General features: G+C 40.1%; 10 protein-coding genes. 3 read left to right on the top strand and 7 right to left on the bottom strand.

Features of this window, described 5'->3' with window-relative positions; translation table 11 throughout:
- Positions 1-2 precede the first annotated feature (2 nt).
- The 7 genes from LOS73_RS07835 to LOS73_RS07805 all read right to left on the bottom strand — a co-directional run bounded on the left by LOS73_RS07835 (position 3) and on the right by LOS73_RS07805 (position 14,816).
- Positions 3-968, bottom strand: coding sequence for a heme/hemin ABC transporter substrate-binding protein (locus LOS73_RS07835; protein WP_045984468.1), 966 nt, complete (start codon positions 966-968; stop codon positions 3-5).
- A 570-nt stretch (positions 969-1,538) separates the two neighbouring features.
- Positions 1,539-2,753 (bottom strand): succinyl-diaminopimelate desuccinylase, encoded by a 1,215-nt coding sequence (dapE, locus tag LOS73_RS07830; RefSeq protein WP_033028651.1) that lies wholly within the window; start codon positions 2,751-2,753, stop codon positions 1,539-1,541.
- A gap of 195 nt (positions 2,754-2,948) precedes the next feature.
- On the bottom strand, positions 2,949-4,661 hold the full coding sequence (locus tag LOS73_RS07825; RefSeq protein WP_033038226.1) for a (2,3-dihydroxybenzoyl)adenylate synthase: 1,713 nt from the start codon (positions 4,659-4,661) through the stop codon (positions 2,949-2,951).
- Entirely contained in the window at positions 4,658-6,694 is a 2,037-nt protein-coding gene (locus LOS73_RS07820; protein WP_457934787.1) for a condensation domain-containing protein, read from the bottom strand. The genes LOS73_RS07825 and LOS73_RS07820 overlap by 4 nt, the downstream gene beginning before the upstream one ends.
- Positions 6,695-6,732: 38 nt before the next feature.
- Entirely contained in the window at positions 6,733-8,403 is a 1,671-nt protein-coding gene (locus tag LOS73_RS07815) for an amino acid adenylation domain-containing protein (protein ID WP_157847578.1), read from the bottom strand.
- Position 8,404: 1 nt separating this feature from the next.
- Positions 8,405-8,617 carry an MbtH family protein gene (locus LOS73_RS07810; RefSeq protein ID WP_008139329.1) on the bottom strand — a complete coding sequence of 71 codons (213 nt, stop codon included), beginning with the start codon at positions 8,615-8,617 and terminating at the stop codon, positions 8,405-8,407.
- A complete protein-coding gene (locus tag LOS73_RS07805) occupies positions 8,610-14,816 on the bottom strand; it encodes a non-ribosomal peptide synthetase (RefSeq protein WP_033028647.1) in 6,207 nt (2,068 codons plus the stop codon). Before LOS73_RS07805 ends, LOS73_RS07810 begins: the two co-directional genes overlap by 8 nt.
- Before the next feature lie 130 nt (positions 14,817-14,946).
- On the opposite strand from LOS73_RS07805, the gene LOS73_RS07800 reads away from it, so the two are divergent.
- The 3 genes from LOS73_RS07800 to LOS73_RS07790 all read left to right on the top strand — a co-directional run bounded on the left by LOS73_RS07800 (position 14,947) and on the right by LOS73_RS07790 (position 19,877).
- Positions 14,947-16,284, top strand: coding sequence for a salicylate synthase (locus LOS73_RS07800; RefSeq protein WP_007376670.1), 1,338 nt, complete (start codon positions 14,947-14,949; stop codon positions 16,282-16,284).
- A 130-nt stretch (positions 16,285-16,414) separates the two neighbouring features.
- Positions 16,415-17,725 carry a lysine N(6)-hydroxylase/L-ornithine N(5)-oxygenase family protein gene (locus tag LOS73_RS07795; RefSeq protein ID WP_007376671.1) on the top strand — a complete coding sequence of 437 codons (1,311 nt, stop codon included), beginning with the start codon at positions 16,415-16,417 and terminating at the stop codon, positions 17,723-17,725.
- A gap of 127 nt (positions 17,726-17,852) precedes the next feature.
- A complete protein-coding gene (locus LOS73_RS07790; protein ID WP_457934786.1) occupies positions 17,853-19,877 on the top strand; it encodes a S9 family peptidase in 2,025 nt (674 codons plus the stop codon).
- Positions 19,878-19,926: the final 49 nt, after the last annotated feature.

Genomic DNA, 19,926 nt, shown 5'->3' with positions numbered 1-19,926 from the left:
AACTATCGCTCGTCCTGTTGTTTTGTGCTGTTTTCAGCTAATTTTAAAAATCTATATTGATAGCCATCTGGCAAGCGTGTTTTAGGATAAAATGCATGCGCTAGTTCTACGGCCGCTTGAGGCGTTCTAGGCCCCATACTTAACAAATAGAGCGCATCAAAATTGTAAATACGTGCATTTTTTATCGCATTTGAATATTTAAAAACAGATAATATTTCAGCGCTTGGTTGCTGATCATTGGCGCCAATTCCCATACTAATAATCACATCAGGATTTAGTGCCAATGCAGCCTCGCTTGAAATCGTCTGCCAGTTAACCATTGTTTGAGCCATCATATTCACTCCACCGGCAATAGTTACCAACTCATCAGCAGTCGTCTCTGCCCCTGCAACCATAAGTTTACTACTGCGGATAACCAAAACCTTAGGTTTAGTACTTGTTTGCTCTAAAATATATGACAAGGCCTTGCGGTCCGCTTGCAAAGAGTCTGCGAGCATATTGCCCTTACTCACAACATTTAATTGTTTGGCTATTTGCTCTATTTTATTTTCAATACGCCAAAAGTTGTCGTTTTCATGCAAGATAACCAAGTTAGCGCCAGTGAGCTTTAATTGCTCAACCATTTTTTTAGGACCAATATCTGATTCAGCGAGGATAAGATCTGGATTTAATGACAACACACCTTCAACGCTTATTTTGCGAACATAGCCAATTTGTGGCTTCTGAGTTGCAGCGGCTGGATAAACACTGGTGCTATCAACGCCAACAATGCGTTGTTGTTCACCAAGGGCGTAAATAACTTCTGTTATTGAGCCCCCTGCAACCACTATTCGCTGTGGATTAACAGGCTGCGGACTTGCATGTACATAGCTATTAGCAAGTAAAGTAACAAACATAATAAATAAAATAGATAAGGGTTTCATTGATGTTAAATTTAATTTGAAAACAAAAATACTAACAGTTTTCATTTACAACTTGTAGTTTTTATTATGATTGTTTTAATGACCTATAAAATTTAGTTTAGCCTCTTAGGTAATAAGGTATGTTAGCTTTTCAGAGTTAAATTATTTCAATTTAAAGGCCATTTAATCACGGCGTAAAATGTGTAACCAAGTCGCCCCATAACGGCCCGCGTTACTCTAATAGCTGTATCCTTGTGAGAATAATTAAAATAGTGGATGACAAAAGGGTTTCATCACCGAGTCAAACCTAAATAGCAGCGAGTGTCATCCATGTTTGTCATCGCCTACTTATGGTAAATAACCACACTACATAGGCGCTACCTTGCCTAAAAATCAAACACTCGGCTGCAAATTCAACATCGAGAAGTAAATTAAAGCTTATTTTTCCCCTATTTATTTAACCTGAACTCTGGATAATAAATCTATCTCGAGCAGCTATTTTCAGCGCTAACTGCGTTGAATTTACTTGCAATAGGCCAGCTATTGACGCGTAAATTCGCCTTGTTTTCACTGAAAATCTCTGGCTAGAGAAAATAAATTTAAATATCACCATGATTCAATATGTTAGTAAATCTCTTAACCCGTGTTCAGGTTACTTAGTAACTTTTTAAACACCGTAAAATATATATTTGTTAAATTTCCAAGCTCGCTAATATGAACTCGTTCATTTTCTTGATGGATAGTGCCGTTAGTTAAACCAAGTTCAACTACTTGCGGACAAATATCGCTAAAAAAACGGCCATCAGAAGTTCCTCCTGCAGTTGAGGTTTGAGGAAGCAAACCAGTACATTGATTAATGGCTGTTTTACACTCTTTTATTAGCGAAAGTTTATTTTTACTATTCTCTGCAGAGTAATAAGGGTTGCAAGCATGCGATGTTGTTAGTGAGAAATCATTAGTAGTTCGCGTTACAATATGAGTGACTAAATGAATTAGATCATCTTCACTGTAAGCCGTGGTATAACGAATATTTAAATTAATTATTACAGCGTCAGGTATGACATTATCGCTGCACAAGCCTGAATCGATATGAGTGACTTGCATTGTTGTACCAAGCTGATTGCTATCTCTATTATCCCAATCAAATTTCATTAAATCTTTTACAATGCTACAGGCATGATGGATAGCATTAATGCCTTGAGTCGGATAAGCAACGTGCGCACTTTTTCCATTAACTTGAATGGCAAAACTCAACGCCCCTCTGCGTCCAATTTTTAGCATGTCACCGCACTGCTTTATTGATGTCGGTTCTCCAACAATACAATAATCCAAGTCCTGTTTTGCATCTTTAAAATGTTTTACAATTTCACATGAGCCGAATAAAGCATCGCCCTCTTCATCGCTGGTAATTAAAAACCATAGTCGCCCAACAAAGCTCCCTTCGAGTACTAGCATCTCAGCTGCAACTAAGGCTGCGGCAATACCGCCTTTCATATCTGCGATGCCTCGACCGATCAGGTAATCATTTTTAATTTCACCTGCAAAAGGTGGGGCTTGCCATTTATTAAGATTACCTGCGGGCACAACATCCGTGTGCCCACAAAAACCTAAATCGGGTCCATCACCATTAGATATAACAGCAATTAGGTTACTCACCCCATGACTTTCAAATGTATCGATTTTTGCTCCCAGCATTGATAACTTTTTTGCAATCCATGCTTGGCAACCTGCGTCATCAGGTGTTACCGATTCAAATTGCAGTAATTCACGTGCATACTCAATTACTCGACTTTGGTATTCGCTCTTTAACTCAGCCGTTAAAGTAAATTGTTCATCGATGATAAGGCTCACCTCATAATTAAATAAAGGGTATTGAGGGAGTTTGTTTCATCAACAAGTTAAACAACAAACTCCCAGTAATAACTAATACTTTAAACGCACTACCAATCCACTATTAGCCACAATCAACATCATTAGCTTGCTTATATTCAGCAGCCAGCCATTGCGGTACATCCTCTGGTGGTGATTGCGCATCATTAATTTAATTCACACTGTTTGTATTGCTTGGTGTTGCTTATTAAGCTCAAGGTGAATTTGTGCAGATAATTTTTTACGAGCAATTTTACCTATAACGGTTAATGGGATATGTTCAACGTACGCCACTGTATCTGGCAACATATAGCGTGCAACACCTTGTGCCGCTAAGTATTGCCTTACGTCTTTGAGTGCTAACTTAGGCGAATTTGGGTCTTGCGAAACAATAACTGCGCATGTTCGTTCACCGAGTTGTTCGCAAGGTAGTCCCACAACAGCAACATCTTTTATGCCATGATGGCAGGCTAAATGAGCCTCTAATGTTTCAACCGAAATAGTTTCTCCACCTCGGCGAAGAACCTCTTGGATTCGGCCTTCAACAATAAGATGACCACTGCTTAGCCGCCTTACCTGATCCCCAGTACGGTAATAACCTTCAGTAGTAAATGATTTTTGATTGGCTTGCTCGTCTTTATAATAACCACGGATTGTATATGGACCTCTGGTCAACAGCTCGCCACACTTTCCCTTTGCAACATCCTGGCCTTGTTCGTCCACCACCCTAACTTCATCCAAATCAGATAATGGACGTCCTTGAGTCTTGAGTTTTAAAACACTAGGATCTGAATTACGAGTGAAATTAAGAAGTCCTTCAGCCATGCCAAACACTTGTTGTAAATTACAATTAAGTTCATTACCGATTCTGCGAGCTGTAGCTTCATCAAGTTTAGCACCGCCAACTTGTAATAAATCAAGACATGCCGCTGGAGGTGTTACTAATGCAGCATAATTAAGCCAAGTTTTCACTAAAGTCGGCACTAACGCTGTCACCGTAACCCCTGCTTTTTCAATATACTCAAATGCAATTTCAGGACTCGGCACTGGACACATAACGACACCAGCTCCCACTTCAATCGCACCTAAAATACCTGGGCAAGCTAATGGAAAATTATGCGCCGCTGGTAATGCAACAAGATAGCGGTCTTGTGAACTCAATTCACAAAGCTTAGCACTGGCTTTTATATTGTAGAGGTAATCTCTATGTGTTCTTGGAATTAACTTCGGTATTCCTGTTGTACCGCCTGAGCATAATAATAAAGCCATTTCAGCAGGATCCGCTGCGAGACCAGGAAACTCAAGTGCTGTCATTTGAGCTTCAGTTGCCTTAGTAAACCCTAGTAAAGATAATATTGACGGATGCGGTTTTAAATCTAGGCCATCCACAACAACATGTTTAAGTGTTGGGACTGTATTAAGTAGCTCATTGGCAAATGCATGACAATCGAAGCTAATCGATTGTTCACTAACAAACCAAGCACGTGCTTGTGTTAATTTCACAAAATGCAAAATTTCACGTTGTCCATGTCCAGGTAACGCCATGACAGGAATAACGCCTAGCTGGAGTAAAGCGAAAAAGGTTAATACAAATGCATTATTATTACCCATTTGCATCACCACTTTATCACCTCGTCCAAGACCAATACTGTGACAATGCTCTACTATATTATTCACGACAGCGCTTATTTCTTGGCCTGTCATCTGTTGCCATTCACCAGATTGAAGGTCGGGGCCGCTGAGCAAAATAACATCAGCATATTGCTTAAGTTTTGCAGTTAACCAATTTGCAAAGTTTTCATTTCTCCACACCCCCTGCTCTTTGTACTTTCTGCTTATTTCTTCTGGCCAAGCATATAACCCGGCTTCGGTAGGCACAAACTCAGTCACAGTGACCCCTCCATTTCCAATTCAGCACTGAGTGCGTCATCATCTAAATCTAAGATTTCACAATACACTTGAGCAATTTGTAATACTTCTTCAGCATCGCTCGAGTCAGTAATTGAAGCGGCAATGCCTGCAATAGAAGGTGAACTAAATAAGCTTTTCATGTCTATCGAATTGGATCCGAAGATTTCCCTAATTTGCGCGATTAACGAACTTGCTAAAACAGAATCCCCACCCGCAGCAAATAAGTTTTGATGAATATTACTACCATCCCCCCCGATCACTTCATGCCAAATAGAAGCTACCACACGAACTATTGGCATACTTAACGAGGTTTCATCATGTTCCACATTTTTAGTAATTACTGGCTCTTGGACCTCAGCAACGGCTCTATTTTTGGGTAACGTATCACCAATATGCGTATCCCAATAATCCGGCTCAGTAACAAGGTTCACCACGGTATTACTGAAAAAATTAAACATTGCATCGAGCACACCATCTACAAAAGCATCCTCTCGACAATCCCAGTTAATTAAAATACCACCATCAAGTTCAGTTACTTGCGCATCAAGTAATACCTGTGGCCCTTGAGAAATAATCCAAATAGGATCCCCAAATACTCGGCGCACATTTGCATCAAATAACTCACCTAAATTTAATGCGCTTGTAAATACAACAGGCGCTGTTACTTGCTGCCCACGTGCACGCCCTAAATCTCTTAAAACATGAACTCCACCGTAGTCTGCGCGCGCTGCTCCCTCGTGCATACTAGATTGAACATCACGCGCTCGTGTCACAAAAGTTGCAGTCGGGCCAGTATCAACATCGAGGAGTATTGAACTACTAAAGTCGCCTACCACCTCTTTAATATTAGGGCCTGCGAGTGGACGTTGAAATAAAGGAACATTAAGAATAAAACGCGGATCTTTGCTCCATCCAGCCAGGGTTTCTGCCAGCACGGTTGCTAACACCACTGATGGGGTTAATCCGTACTGACGACATTGCGCATATAATTGTGCTTTACGCTGCGGATCAATATTAAAATGGCGTCGTGTTGTAATAGGATGCTGCGATGAAGCTGCTTTTAAAGGCAGTAATGGACCATTGGGTAAAGAAGCTAGCTGTGTTTGCCACCACATTCCTGAGCTTTCTTTTATTGACTCCCAATTATGCTCAATGGCCATTCGGCAATCTTTATAACTCATTGCTAAATCAGCAAGTTCTACATCGGGGTCATCGTATAACAGTGCAAGATCACGCAGTAGCGTGCGATAACTAACGGCGTCTGCAGCTATCATATCAATGTCTAAATGCAGGCGACTGTTACCATTTTCTAATAAGCTTAAAGCGACCGCAAATACTTCTCCTGACTCAATATCTAACATTTGTGATGAATAGGTCGAGCGATACTGCTCTAATAACTGCTGCGCAACATCAGTAGGTTTATCTCGTAAATCATTAAAGATGACATGCACTGTATTATTACTTGGATTATGTATTTGCTGTCCGCTGGAACATACTTGTAAACGCAACGAGCTATTACGTTGAACAAGTTTCTCTATTGCTAGCGTCAAACGGGCTAAGTCTAATGGCTGTGACTTATCATTGATTGCCGACAACTCAAATTCACAATACAGATGCGCTGATACACCCCCAAGCGGTTGATTAACATCACGTCCTAACCAATAGGCATACTGCATAGGCGCAAGTGAAAAAGGCGCATGAGGAAGTTTCCCGATTTTTATTTTTGGGACCCCAAAGATAGTGTCTTGTGTATTATCAGCGAGGCTGGCAGCCGATACCCTAAGATACTCAACCCATGCCCCCACGAATGGTTTTTTAGCTAAATCTGCAAAGTTAATATCATAACCAGCCGCTCGCCAAGTTGACACTAAGTTCATTAATGTGATCGAATCAAGTCCTGCTTCAATTAGGTTACATTCTGCTGAGACAGCGCCAGGCTGTAAATTTAACGTATTACTAACGACAGCAAGTACATCTTCTAATAGCGAGGCTGAATTACTATTTTTATTCATTTGGGTAGTTTCCATTCTTAATGTTTGTCTTTACCAAATCATGTTGTTGACTTGGCGAGGATGTCTTGTTGCTTCAAACGCAGCAGCTCTAGCCGCTGTTGATGCAAAGAAGAAGTACTTTTTTGATTTGCTTGCCACTGCATAAGTAACGCTTTCTCATCCAGTTTTCCATTTACTGTTAGCGGGAATTTTTTAACAAATAGAAAGTCTGAAGGTAAATAGTGAACAGGGAGAAGCTGAGATAGATAATTTCTCAATGTTGCTATTGGTTGTGCCGTAAATGATTCCTCTGTCGCGATTAAAATAGCAATTAAGCCATCTGATAAACCACTGTCGAGGCATGGTTTTGCTATCACGGCTGCTCTTTGTATCTTTGCATGAGATTCTAAAACAACTTCTATTTCACTCGGCTCAATACGAAATCCCCTTACTTTCAATTGCCTGTCTGCGCGACCAAAATAAAAGAGTTGACCATCAATTTGCTTCGCTAAGTCACCCGAACGATACATCCGCTTCCCAGTGTGAAAAGGACTGGCAACAAATCGCATCGCGGTTAGATCAGGGCGATTGATGTAACCGAATGCCACTTGATCTCCTGCTACATAAATTTCACCAATTTCACCATCAGCCACTTTTTCTAAATTTTCATCAAGTAAAAGCACCTCCAAACTAGATAGCCCTTCACCTATTGGACTATTTTCAGTGCCACAAAGTGAATCACTTAGTGTTAGCCATGTTACGTGCACCGTTGTCTCTGTGATCCCGTACATGTTTATCAATTGCAATATTTCGCAAGGGTAAAGCTGCCACCATTTTTTTACTTTATCCAAATTAAGTGCTTCACCACCAAAGACCACTTTGCGCAAGCATAGTGGTTGCTCACTCATTTTTAGAGCCTTACTTTCTGCGTCAATTAAGGCATAAAATGCTGAAGGCGTTTGATTCAGAATAGTGACCTTTTCTGCTCTCAAATATTGCACTAAGGCGTCTGGTGACCAAATTACACTTTTTGGAATAATCGTTAGCTTGGCTCCTGTGGTCAAAGCTCCCCACACTTCCCACACCGAAAAATCAAAAGCCAGTGAATGAAACAAAGCCCAAACATCAGTATGTGTTGCATCTAATAAAGGCATTGCCGCATTAATTAAGGCCAGAACTTGCTGATGCCCTACAACAACTCCCTTAGGGTTTCCCGTCGACCCTGAAGTAAAAATAATATAAGCGAAAGCACCTGCGGCTCTGTAAACAGGTTTCTCGTGCTCATCTGGAACAAAGTTAAATTGGTCCTCGACAAACAACAAATGACTCATAGCTTTAGTAAGTGAATCGTTACCCCAAAGTGTCTTGCTCAACTCTCGCTGAGTAACAATTGCGCTAGGCTGACTACAAGCAATTATCCAATCGATCCTTTCTTTAGGGTAATCGGGATCAATCGGCACATAGCACGCTCCAAGTTGCAATATTGCTAACACGTGAATAATTTGCTCACAGTTTCTAGGCAGTATTAAAGCCACGCAGTTTCCTGTACGAACACCACTTGCATAAAGTCGATGTGATGCCAAATCAGCTTTTTGTTTAAGCGCTTTATATGTCAAGGAGCTATGTTCATCACTAACGGCGATGCGATTAGGGTGCATAACGACTTGTTCAGCAAAGGATTGATACAGGCATGCTGTACCTGCTGGCATCCCTTTGTTAATCTGCTCCATATTAATTCCCATCCATCTCTATGAGTGATTTAGGACGTAAATCTGTCCAATTATCATTTAGCCAACTCAAACAAGTATCACGTGTTTGAGGGCCAAAAACCTGCTCCCAACCAGAAGGAATAGTTAATACTTCAGGCCATAACGAATACTGTTTTTCATGATTGATAAGAACTACAAATGCCATTGATTCATCATCGAAAATATTTTCACTCATGATTTAACTCCAAAGAGACTGTTGATAGGGGGTTTAATTCGCTGTTATTAAGTTGCGCAGAATTTGCGGCTTCATGACTGAATTTGTTACAACTATCGACAACTTCTTGCAAATAGAACTCAAAATCAGTTAATAGCTGAGCGCTACGTTTTTGACCCACTGCATGCGGGTCAAAGCTCAAACGGATCTTGGTTGTTGCACCAGGGTAGATAAATAAAGCAGCGGCTTGGCCAACCGAATCTTGCCACTTAACATCCTTCAATCCTGCCAATGCAACTGGTAATGTAAGCCCTTGAGATGAATCGACTTGTTTAATTGGCTCTGCGGTTTGTGTATCCGCATCAAGGGCATTTTCAATAACTAATAAAGTATCAAAAAATTCACCAAAACGATGAGTCGCCTCCAAATTATCCAACCTAACCGGAGCTAACGCTTGCCATTCAAATTGCTCAGTTTGCAACTGCTGCAACAACGCAATTGGACTACTCAAAGGATCGGTCTTAATCCGTATTGGTACTAACTGAGTAACCAATCCAACAAGCGTTTCAATACCTGCTAACGACGCTGCACGACCAGAATCAAATAAACCAAATACGACATCGTCCTGATTAAGTGCATTACCCACTGTTTTAGCCCATGCCAATTGAAATAGCATGGCCGTAGATACATTAATCTTTGCAGCTAATGCTTTAACATCTGTGTTTACAGCAGCACAAAGCACACTAGATAATTCTTGTGAAGGAAATCGTTGCTGTCTTGTCGGGCACAATAATGAAGGGGCTTTGAAACCATTCAGCGCTTTATTCCAATATTGACAAGCTATTGTCGGATCTTGTTTTTGTAACCAATCAAGATATTGACCCCAATGTAAATTTGGATAAGCTAAAGTGGCTTCAGCACTCATTCCTCCAAGCCACTCTTGCAAAATTCGAGGGGCTGACCAACCATCAAGCAGTAAGTGATGACAATGAATCAAAATTAGCCACTGACTATCACTTATACGTATAGATAAAAATCGCATGAGTGGCGGAGCATCAAATTCAAAGCGATATTGGTACCATGCTGTGCGATGCTGCGCTAACAGTGCTTCATATTGCTCACTTGGTTCACCACGTAAATCTAAAGTTTCCCATACAGGCTCGAGTATATCGGCAGTAAAGGTAGAAAATGTTTTCACAAAAAAGCCTGATCTTAGCGCGTCATGACGGCGCAGAAGATCCGCGGCCCCTGCTTTTAAAGCACTTTCAGATATTTCTGGGTTGTGTTGATTAGAAAGAGTTATTTCCATTTGTGTTGTCCATGGATCTGCTAGTCCATGACAGTGGCGAAGCATTTCAACTTGCAGTGGCGTAGCTGGCTTAATTGTCAAATTATTACTATCAACAAGACCTTGCGCTTGTAGCTGTTGTTGTTCTTCAATAAAACAGTCGTGTAGTTGATGAAAAAGCTTATTTAACTCAGCTTTAAATCGTAGTAGATCACTATGGTGCAATTCGCTACTAGGTGCTATCGCATTAAAGTGAAGTGTTTTTATCCCTTTTTGTTGGCTGTAATAGGCTGTTAAATCTAAAGAATTTAGTAACGGCCAGTGATCGGAGCAAGCTTCAGTGAGCTGCTCAAGAAGCGGAGTTACTGACCATAAATCTGAATTGGAGGATAAATTTAAATCACCAAGAAAATTAAAACCGACTAACCATCCATTTACACCTTGTTGAGCAGGCGCGACACCACTTGATGATACAAAAGGAGAGTCTTGCTGAATAATTTGACCACACCATTTACGCAACACTGTTTCTATCAACTGGCTCGACATTTCGTCCGATTTAGTCTTTAAAACATCACTATTGAGAGCCACATAAACTTCACGGGCAAACCAGCCAATGGTCCTGCTTAAATCTTGTGTTGGTTCCTGTACTTCTCGACCATGCCGCTCTAGTACCAAGGTAGGGCAGCGATTATCTAGCGCTGGTTTTAATTTTGATGTAATAGCAGCTAAGCAACTTATAGCAGGTAATAAACTAGCCAGTGGAAGCCCTAACCTACGAGCGACAGTTAATGCAGGACATGTTTTATTATAAGGTTCCAAGCTCCAAGTTAATGTGTGAGCACTTGCCAACGTTCCCAAATTGGTTGAATTTGGCGCAGGTATATACTGCTGGCTTAATTTATTTATATGATTGGACCAACTACGCCATGATGTTGGTACAGGAGGTAATTCAAGTTTTTCATTACTCACTTGCTGATTTCGGACAATCGCAAGGTCTTCAGCCAAAATATGCCATGATGAGGCATCTATGACTAAATGGTTTATGGCAAACCAAGCCCTTTGGTTATTATTTTCATTTTCTTTAACTAACAATACGGCAACCATAACACCATTTTCAGGACTTAAATTACTGCATAGTTGTTTTGCCAACTCAGCTGCTGATAATACACCTGAGTTTTCTAAAGTGGGTAAATCAGCATTTTCAGAATACACTCTATACTTATCATCATCACACTGTTGATAAGTTTGCTCACAATAAATAGTTTGGGTATTTTCAACCGGAACATTTAGGGATAACTCCCCCGTACCCGATTGCACCAATTGAGCTCGCAACAACCCATGGCGATTAAGTAAAGCATACACAAGCTTTTTTAGTTCACCAGCCGTCATACTTTCAGGCACTACTACACTTGCTAGTTGTGCAAATCGATCAAGCGGTGTCGCTGCATTAAGGTAGCGCTGCATTAATAAAGTTGAAGTAAGCTGACCTTTATCATTACTATCGTGGTTAACCGTTTTACTATTTTGACTGTCTCCGAGGGGATCAACTTCGTGTAATTCTTTAACCAAATTCGCAATGCATTTTGCATTAAATACTTGACGAGGAGTAAGGTGGATCCCTTCTCGACGAGCGCGACTGACTAATTTTACAACTGAAATACTATCGCCACCCACTGCAAAAAATCCATCGTCAATGCCTATTGTCTCAATCCCTAAAACGTCACACACTAAATTACATAGCTTTTTCTCCAGTTCATTGCGAGGGGCTCTTTTGGCAATAACACCTAAATCTTCAGGTATCGACAGCGCTTTACGATTAATTTTTCCATTAGGTAACTTAGGTAGTTTTTTATTAATTACAAAATACTTGGGGACTAAGTGAGGGGGTAGAGCTTGCTCACATACATAGCGAAAGCGAGCTATTAAGTTTAAATTAGCCTCTTGATTATCGCTTAGTTGCTCTATTTCATTTTCAATATAACAAATTAACTCCATCGCACTTTGAGTAACTGCTCTGGCAATGACAGCGCAAGGACATTTAATTAACAGCTCAATGGTTGACTCAACTTCGAGCGGCTCAACACGAAAACCTCTAATTTTCACTTGCTCGTCTATACGGCCAATGTATTCAATATTTCCTTGAGTTGTCCATTTTACTCTATCACCACTTAGATAAAGTCTTTCACCTTGTTCAGCAAAAGGATTAGCAATAAACTTGCTTGCTGTTAAATCACTACGATCAAGGTACCCTCTTGCTAATCCAGCACCAGCAATTGCAAGCTCACCAGGCACCCCTAAAGGCGCTAATTGCAAGCAACTATCTAAAACATAAACTTGCCCTCCTGCAACCGGCCCACCTATTACCGGCTTTTCAGCGGCATTGGTTTTAGCAATCATCGCATCCACTGTTGCCTCTGTCGGGCCATATAAATTAAAGCCCAACGTACCAGGAAGGCTCTTTATACGTTGCCAAAGCTCTTGTTTTACCGATTCACCACCAAAACCCAATATTGCAGGTGTGTGAGGTTCAATAAATTGCCCATTTGTATCTGTAAGTCCTGACTGTAACCACGGTAATACTTCATCTAGCATACTGGGAGTTAACTCAATAAAATCCATTTTTTTAAGCATTATCTCTTTGGCAAGAGTGACCGCGTCTTGCATCGTATTTGCATCAAATAAATAGACTTTATGGCCTTCAAACATCCACAGTGTAGGTTGCCATGAGGCATCAAAAGCCAAAGACCAAGCATGGCCAACTTTTAGCTGATTATGTTCTACAAGCGCAGAAGCTTCGCTATAGAGATCGTGTTTATGACTAGCAATAAGGTTAACCAGCGAAGCATGTTTTACAACCACACCTTTTGGCTGCCCTGTTGAGCCGGATGTAAACGTAATACAGGCTGGATGAGATGGGCGCAATGGCCGGCATCTCTCTTCGTTTGTAAGATTAAGATCACTATTTTTTATACTTAATGCTTCATTCTCAATAACTAACAGACTGACTGTTTTAGTTTGTAATTCAGCCGCTTTAGCTGATTCAAATGAATGTGCATCACCATTATTAATTACTATATTTGGCGCCGCCAATGTAAGTACTCGGTTAATGTAATCCTCTGGATAATTTGGATCTATAGGTACAATAGCGGCACCTGCCTTGAGTGTACCAAGCATCACAACGAACCATTCCAACTGGCGAGGCATTATTATGGCAACCCGATCTTCTGGCCCAATCCCTTGCGATACTAGCCACCTTGCGACTCTATTTGCTCTTGCATTGAGCGTTAAAAAACTGAGGTCATGCAGCACGTTTTGTTGTTGCAAAACACTCTTTATCGTTTCACTGCCAACTAACTCAACGGCAGTTCGATTTGGGTATTTACTCACGGTATTCTCAAACCAAGCAACGAGCGTTGTTATTGGGCTTGCAAAAGCATCGCGTTGACCCCATTTTATTAATTGATTTTCATCGGGTAATACAGTGGTAATGTTAGCTAGTGCTATATCTGGTTCTTGGACACAATGTTTAAGTAACTGTAGCAACCGTTTCAAATGATTTGGTATGGTTTTTGGTCGATATAATGAAGCACGCCAAGTGGCTTGAAACTGAAGGCAGTTATCTTTTAATAATGCGTCAAAAGAGAGATCTGTTTGCGTTGTACCATTAAAATACTTTTCCCAATGTACATCTAAGTCATCTATTATGGGTGGAGACATCCCATGGCTTAAGAAAGTCACCATAGTGTCTAATAATGGGTTTTGCGATTCCCCTCGTTTTATTTGTAATTTTTCAAGTAATAATTCAAAGGGTAAATCTGCATGTGAAAAAGCAGCACGACATTGTGTCGCACAATCACGGATCAGTTCACGAAAACAAAGTTTATTATCAACCTTAATCCGCAGTGGAATAACATTCCCAAAATTACCTATCAGGTCACTCAGCTCAGGTAAATTACGATGCGAAGCCACTGTCCCTATCGTCACTTCTGAGGCCCTAGAAAGCCGAGTCATTAATAAAGCAATCACCGCAATAATGGCTTCAAAAGTTGTAACTTGTTCTTCTCGTGCTAACGTAAGTAGGGTTTGTGTTGTTGCTTGATCAAGATTATCACTGTGCCAGCCACCATTTTCATTTTGCTTCACTCCCCGAGGAAAGTCAGTTGGAAAATCAATAGGCTCAGGTAGCGGTGTAAGCTGCTTTTGCCAGAACGCAACCTGCTCTTTGCTTTGCTCGGAATCTTGTTGCCATTTTTCACGATGCCATTGAGCAAAATCTAAATACTGGATGGGTAAAGGAGCCCGTTGTTTAGATTCGCCGCTCTTAATTAGCCTATAGTATGTTGATAATTCATTAGAAAAAATACCAAATGACGCCCCGTCCCAAACAATATGTTGCCCTACCATAACTAAAGTGTGATGACTGTCGGTCATTTTTACGAGAGCAAGTCGAAGTGTACTCTTAGTTGCAAGATCGAAAGGTTCTGTACTTGCATGTTGTGCTATTTCTTTAAGACGTACTTCTCGCGTCTGATGATCTAAATCTTGTAAATCATATTCACACCACTGCAAAGGAAACTCATCAAGCACTTTTTGTCGAGCACCAACAATAGGGTCTGCATAATAGGAAGTTCGAAAAATACTGTGCCTGTTCACTAATTCAAAACAACTTTGCTGTAAAACACGCGCATCTAAACAACCTTTAAATTGCCACAAGACACAAACATTGTAAGCAGACGAAAGTGGGTCCAGTTGATTAAGTAACCACATCCTTTCTTGCGCATTAGAAAGTACATAACTGGTCTCATTTTTTGCTTTTGAAACTGTAAAGCTTTGATTTAATGTCGATAAAGAGTCCACATTATTATTCGGCATGATTATTTTTCGAGTTGCCGCCAATTTTCTCGCAAGCTTTAGCCTAAGTGCATTATCCATAAAACAGACCCTAAAATATAAACAATAATAATTTGCATTATTATTTACTGTAGTTATTATTGCAACACATTGATTGAAAATTAATCCCGTGTGTATGCAAAATGTATTTTGAAAAGGAGCATAAGATATTATGAAAACTAATTTTTCCAATGAAGGCACAACCCAAAGCGATGAGCAAAATTTAATCTTCGCACGAGCAGCCGCTCTAGCCGACAGTGGTATATTTAAAGAATATTTAATTTACGAAGATAACGGTGAATGTTGGTTTGCAGGGGGTATTGTTCGATCTATAACCGTATTTGCAACTCACATTGAATCTAATACCTCTGCAGGAAAAACTCAGCGCCAAGTTAACAGCGAAAACCTCTGCCAAGTCCTACAGCAAGAATTAAATACTTGGGATGGTGAGTGGCAAGCATGCGGATGGTCTAGTTTTGAATTCGCGTATGCCCTGAAATCACCAGAACTATTAACCGAAGAAGAAAAAGCAGGTCAAGAAGCGTTATTATTTATTTGTGAGCCAAAAATAACGGTATCCCTAGGGAAAAAACCAACACTCATTAAATCTAAATCCAGTGAACTTGAGCAGCAAGTACGCTTAATACTAGAAAATGCAGTTGTACGAGCACACGTTCCTTACAAAAATGTTGAAATACCAGACAATATTAATTATAAAAATGCAGTCAAAAAGTCTGTCGCCAATATTAAAAATGGTTTACTAGAAAAAGTCATACTCTCGCGTAAGGTTCCCCTACATTTTTCGCCCGATTACACTGCGACTTGGCTTCAAGGGCGTTCGATGAACACACCTGCTCGTTCATTTACAATGAATTTAGCTGGTTGGAAAATCACTGGGTTTAGTCCTGAAATTGTACTTTCAGTTGATGAAAACCGTAAAGTTACAACAGAGCCGTTAGCGGGTACTCGACGATTAGAAGGTAATCCAGAAACAGATCAAAAAATATTTGATGAGTTACTAAGAGATCCAAAAGAAACCCACGAACACGCAATATCTGTGAGACTTTCAGTTGACGAAATGAATGAAGTTTGTGAACCAGAATCTGTACATGTACCACAGTTCATGGTTCAAAAAAAGCGAGGTTCTGTGCAACATTTAGCTTCGAGAGTCTGTGGCACTCTAAAAACAGAATATAACGCTTGGCATGCATTCGAAAGCCTATTCCCTGCTGTTACAGCGTCTGGTATTCAAAAGCTGGCTGCTTTTTCAGAAATACGACGACACGAAGGCAGTAGCAGAGGGCTTTATGCAGGCGCAATTTTAAAACTAGATCACACAGGCGTTATTGACGCAGCATTAGTTTTACGCAGTGTTATGAGTAAAGGCGATCAGCACTGGTTACAGGCTGGAGCCGGAATTGTACTTGATTCAACACCAGAAAGAGAACTCACCGAAACCAGTGAAAAACTAGCAAGCATTTCACCTTGGGTTGTTGAAAAAAAAAGCTAAATTAACGTAATTCATTAAATAAGGATACTTAATGAATCCTTATTCAGCTAATACCCACTGCTACACATTTTTATAAACAAAAGTAAATTTATGTAGCAGATAAAAGTTGTTTTAAACGAGGAGTTTAAGCATGGCACAGCCACTAATACCTACATACGATATCATTGGTGTCGGATTTGGCCCATCAAATATAGCTTTGGCGATTGCCTTAGAAGAAATTAAGAGCAATTCCACCACACTAAATGCCTTATTTATTGATAAACAGCGAGAATATCAATGGCATGGTGATACTATTACTAACCAAAGTGGGCTACAAGTCTCATTTTTGAAAGATCTTGTTACATTGAGAAATCCAACCAGCCCTTACTCTTTCTTAAATTATTTACATTCACATAATCGTTTAGTGGACTTCATAAATTTAAGTACTTTCTACCCAAGCAGGTTAGAATTTAATGACTACCTTCGCTGGGTTGCGGGTCATTTTTCTTCTCAATGTCAATACGGCGAAGAGGTTACCTCTATTGAGCCGGTTATGGATAATCAAAAAGTAAAATTACTCAAAGTGACAACAGCAGATACAGGTGGTACAAGTAAGATCCGTTTTACTAAATCACTTGTTATGGGCACTGGCGGAACCCCTTTAATACCGGAAGTTTTTCAACCGCTAAAACAAACCCCGCTTGTATTTCATCATACTCACTACCTATCAAAAATGGCTAAACTTATTCCAGTAAAAACAAAAGATTTACGCATTGCTATAATCGGTGGTGGGCAAAGTGCTGCGGAAGCTTTTATTGATATTGATGATAATTATCCACACGCAAAAGTTGATTTAATTATGCGTGGTAATTCGATGAAGCCAGCAGATTCAAGTCCCTATGTGAATGAAATTTTTAACCCATCATCAACAGACTCTATATTCAGTAAAACGCAGCAAGAAAGAGAAGAGCTATTAAAAGAATATAAATACGCTAATTATTCAGCTGTTGACTCATCGATGATTGAGCAAATATATAATATTTTTTATCAACAAAAAGTTGCCATGATGGAGCAACATACATATTGCCCTAACAGTGAAGTTACTGAAGCATCTGAAAAAAATGGAAAAATAACGCTGTCTATACTTGATAGAAAATCAAATCAGCATGCTACGAATAATTACGATTTAGTAATTTTAGCAACAGGGTATCAACGACCTAAAATGGCGCCTATGTTAGAACCGATTAAAGCCTATTTAGGAAACATTGATATTGATCGAAATTATCAAGTTAAAACGGACGAACGTTTTCTTCCATCGTTATTTTTGCAAGGGCGTTCAGAATCATCCCATGGTTTAAGCGACACCTTACTCTCAATACTTTCAGTAAGGTCAGCAGAAATAGCACACTCATTACAGGCAGAGTTGCAAGAACAAGCTCAGCAAGCAGTTGCTTTAGCTTAATCCCTTGAAATGCATATTACTCAAATAAGTCATTATCTAAGTAATGTGCATTCATCGCAATCGGGTTTATTTTCAATCATTATTGCCTTATAACAGATGTGATACTGTTTAATAACAAGGAATAAAAATGAAGTTTATTGCCCCTTTTGCGCTTTTGGCAACAGTCAGTTTTTCAGGTTTTACGAGTCAAACAGAGCAAACGCTACAACTTGAAAACGTATTCGACCTTGAATATGCGAATCAGATAGATATAACCGAAGACGGTAAAACCGTTTACTTTGTGCGTAATCGTATGGATATAAAAACAGATCGCAAAGTGGGTAATATTTGGTTTGTTGATTACAAAACCAAACAAATGCAACCATTAACCTCTGGCGTGCATATGGATTATTCGCCAGTACTCTCTCCTGATGGTCAACGCCTTGCGTTTATATCAACACGTGATGGCAGCAGCCAAATATATATAAAATGGCTTAAAACAGGTGCTATGGCAAAAATCAGTAACTTAACGAGTAGCCCTCGTGCAATTACATGGAGCCCTGATTCTAGCCAATTAATATTTAGCATGTTTGTACCAAGTGCAACTTCAGCCCCCGTAAACCTGCCCGGTAAACCAAAAGGGGCAACGTGGGCAGAACCCGCTAAATTTATTGATGATGTGTATTACCGTTCAGATGGTGGCGGTTACACACAAAAAGGTTTTAGCCAATTATTTTCCATAGATGCTAATGGTGGTAATGCCAAGCGACTCACTCATGATGAGTTTGATAACGCCGGCGATGTAAGCTTTAGTAACGATGGTAAATCACTTTATTTTTCTGCAAACCGACATAAAAACAACCAGCTAAAATTCACAAATAATGAAATTTATAAACTTGATTTGGCCTCGCAAACTATAACCGAAATTACTAACCGAGATGGCCCTGATGAACAACCTAAAGTATCGCCCGATGGCCGTTACTTAGCGTACACAGGTTATGACGATAAACGCACTAATTACGAAAATGCTCAACTTTATATTCGTGATTTAAAAACAGGTAACACAACTAGTTTAACGCCAAATTTTGATCGTAGCGTTGGGCAAATAAAATGGAGTGCCAATTCAAAAGGTGTGTACTTTAGTTACGCCGATAAAGGCCAAACCGCCCTCGCCTATCAACCACGCAGTGGCAAGCGTAAAATAATAACAACCCAAATTGGCAGCGTTGCCTTTGGTCGCCCTTATTCTGGTGGCGACTTTGATGTAAGTGAAACTGGTGAGGTAGCCTTTACCCTTGCAGATACCCAGCGCCCTGCTGATATAGCAACAATTAAACGCGGTAAAGCGCAGCGTTTAACTACCCTTAATGCAGATGCATTGGGCGACAAAGCTTTGGCTAAAGTGGAAGAAATTTGGGTTAAATCAAGCCACGATGAGCTTCCTATTCAGGGGTGGGTTGCCTACCCGCCAGAATTTGATAGCAGCAAAAAATACCCGCTAATACTAGAAATTCACGGCGGCCCTGTCGCTAATTATGGCCCGCACTTTAGCGCTGAAATTCAACTGTTTGCAGCCAAAGGTAATGTCGTTTTATACATGAACCCACGTGGTAGTGATTCCTATGGTAAAGAGTTTGCACAAACTATTCATCATAATTACCCAAGTAACGATTTTGATGACTTAATGACAGGTGTTGATGCGCTAATAGCGAAAGGCTTTATTGACGAGTCTAAATTGTTTGTAACCGGTGGCTCTGGTGGCGGTGTGCTAACAGCTTGGATTGTAGGTCATACCGATCGCTTTGCTGCGGCTGTAGTTGCCAAACCGGTTATTAATTGGATCAGTTTTGTACTAACAGCAGATTTTTACCCGTTTTTTGCTGATTATTGGTTCCCAGGTAAACCATGGGATCACATTGAGCACTACATGAAACGCTCGCCTATTAGCTATGTTGGAAACGTTAAAACTCCTACTATGTTGCTCACTGGTGAATCTGACTACCGTACACCAATTTCAGAAACTGAGCAGTTTTATCAGGCATTAAAATTACAAGGTGTTGATACTGCAATGGTGCGAATTCCTAATGCTTCACATGGCATTACAGCTCGGCCATCAAACTTAATGACAAAAGTTGCTTATATTCAATGGTGGTTTGATAAACACACTAAATAATAAATTTATAGCTCAAATAAAAGCCACTTCAAATAAGTGGCTTTTATAT

The sequence above is a fragment of the Pseudoalteromonas sp. SCSIO 43210 genome (assembly GCF_054133285.1).
The sequence above is the reverse complement of the archived record's forward strand: the minus strand, read 5'-3'. Positions and strand labels throughout refer to the sequence as shown.

What these genes read in the sequence shown, in the direction of transcription:
- LOS73_RS07835 (WP_045984468.1), bottom strand. Translation starts at nt 968, where the DNA reads ATGAAAACTGTTAGTATTTTTGTTTTCAAATTAAATTTAACATCAATG.
- LOS73_RS07820 (WP_457934787.1), bottom strand. Translation starts at nt 6,694, where the DNA reads ATGAATAAAAATAGTAATTCAGCCTCGCTATTAGAAGATGTACTTGCT.
- LOS73_RS07815 (WP_157847578.1), bottom strand. Translation starts at nt 8,403, where the DNA reads ATGGAGCAGATTAACAAAGGGATGCCAGCAGGTACAGCATGCCTGTAT.
- LOS73_RS07810 (WP_008139329.1), bottom strand. Translation starts at nt 8,617, where the DNA reads ATGAGTGAAAATATTTTCGATGATGAATCAATGGCATTTGTAGTTCTT.
- LOS73_RS07805 (WP_033028647.1), bottom strand. Translation starts at nt 14,816, where the DNA reads ATGGATAATGCACTTAGGCTAAAGCTTGCGAGAAAATTGGCGGCAACT.
- LOS73_RS07800 (WP_007376670.1), top strand. Translation starts at nt 14,947, where the DNA reads ATGAAAACTAATTTTTCCAATGAAGGCACAACCCAAAGCGATGAGCAA.
- LOS73_RS07795 (WP_007376671.1), top strand. Translation starts at nt 16,415, where the DNA reads ATGGCACAGCCACTAATACCTACATACGATATCATTGGTGTCGGATTT.
- LOS73_RS07790 (WP_457934786.1), top strand. Translation starts at nt 17,853, where the DNA reads ATGAAGTTTATTGCCCCTTTTGCGCTTTTGGCAACAGTCAGTTTTTCA.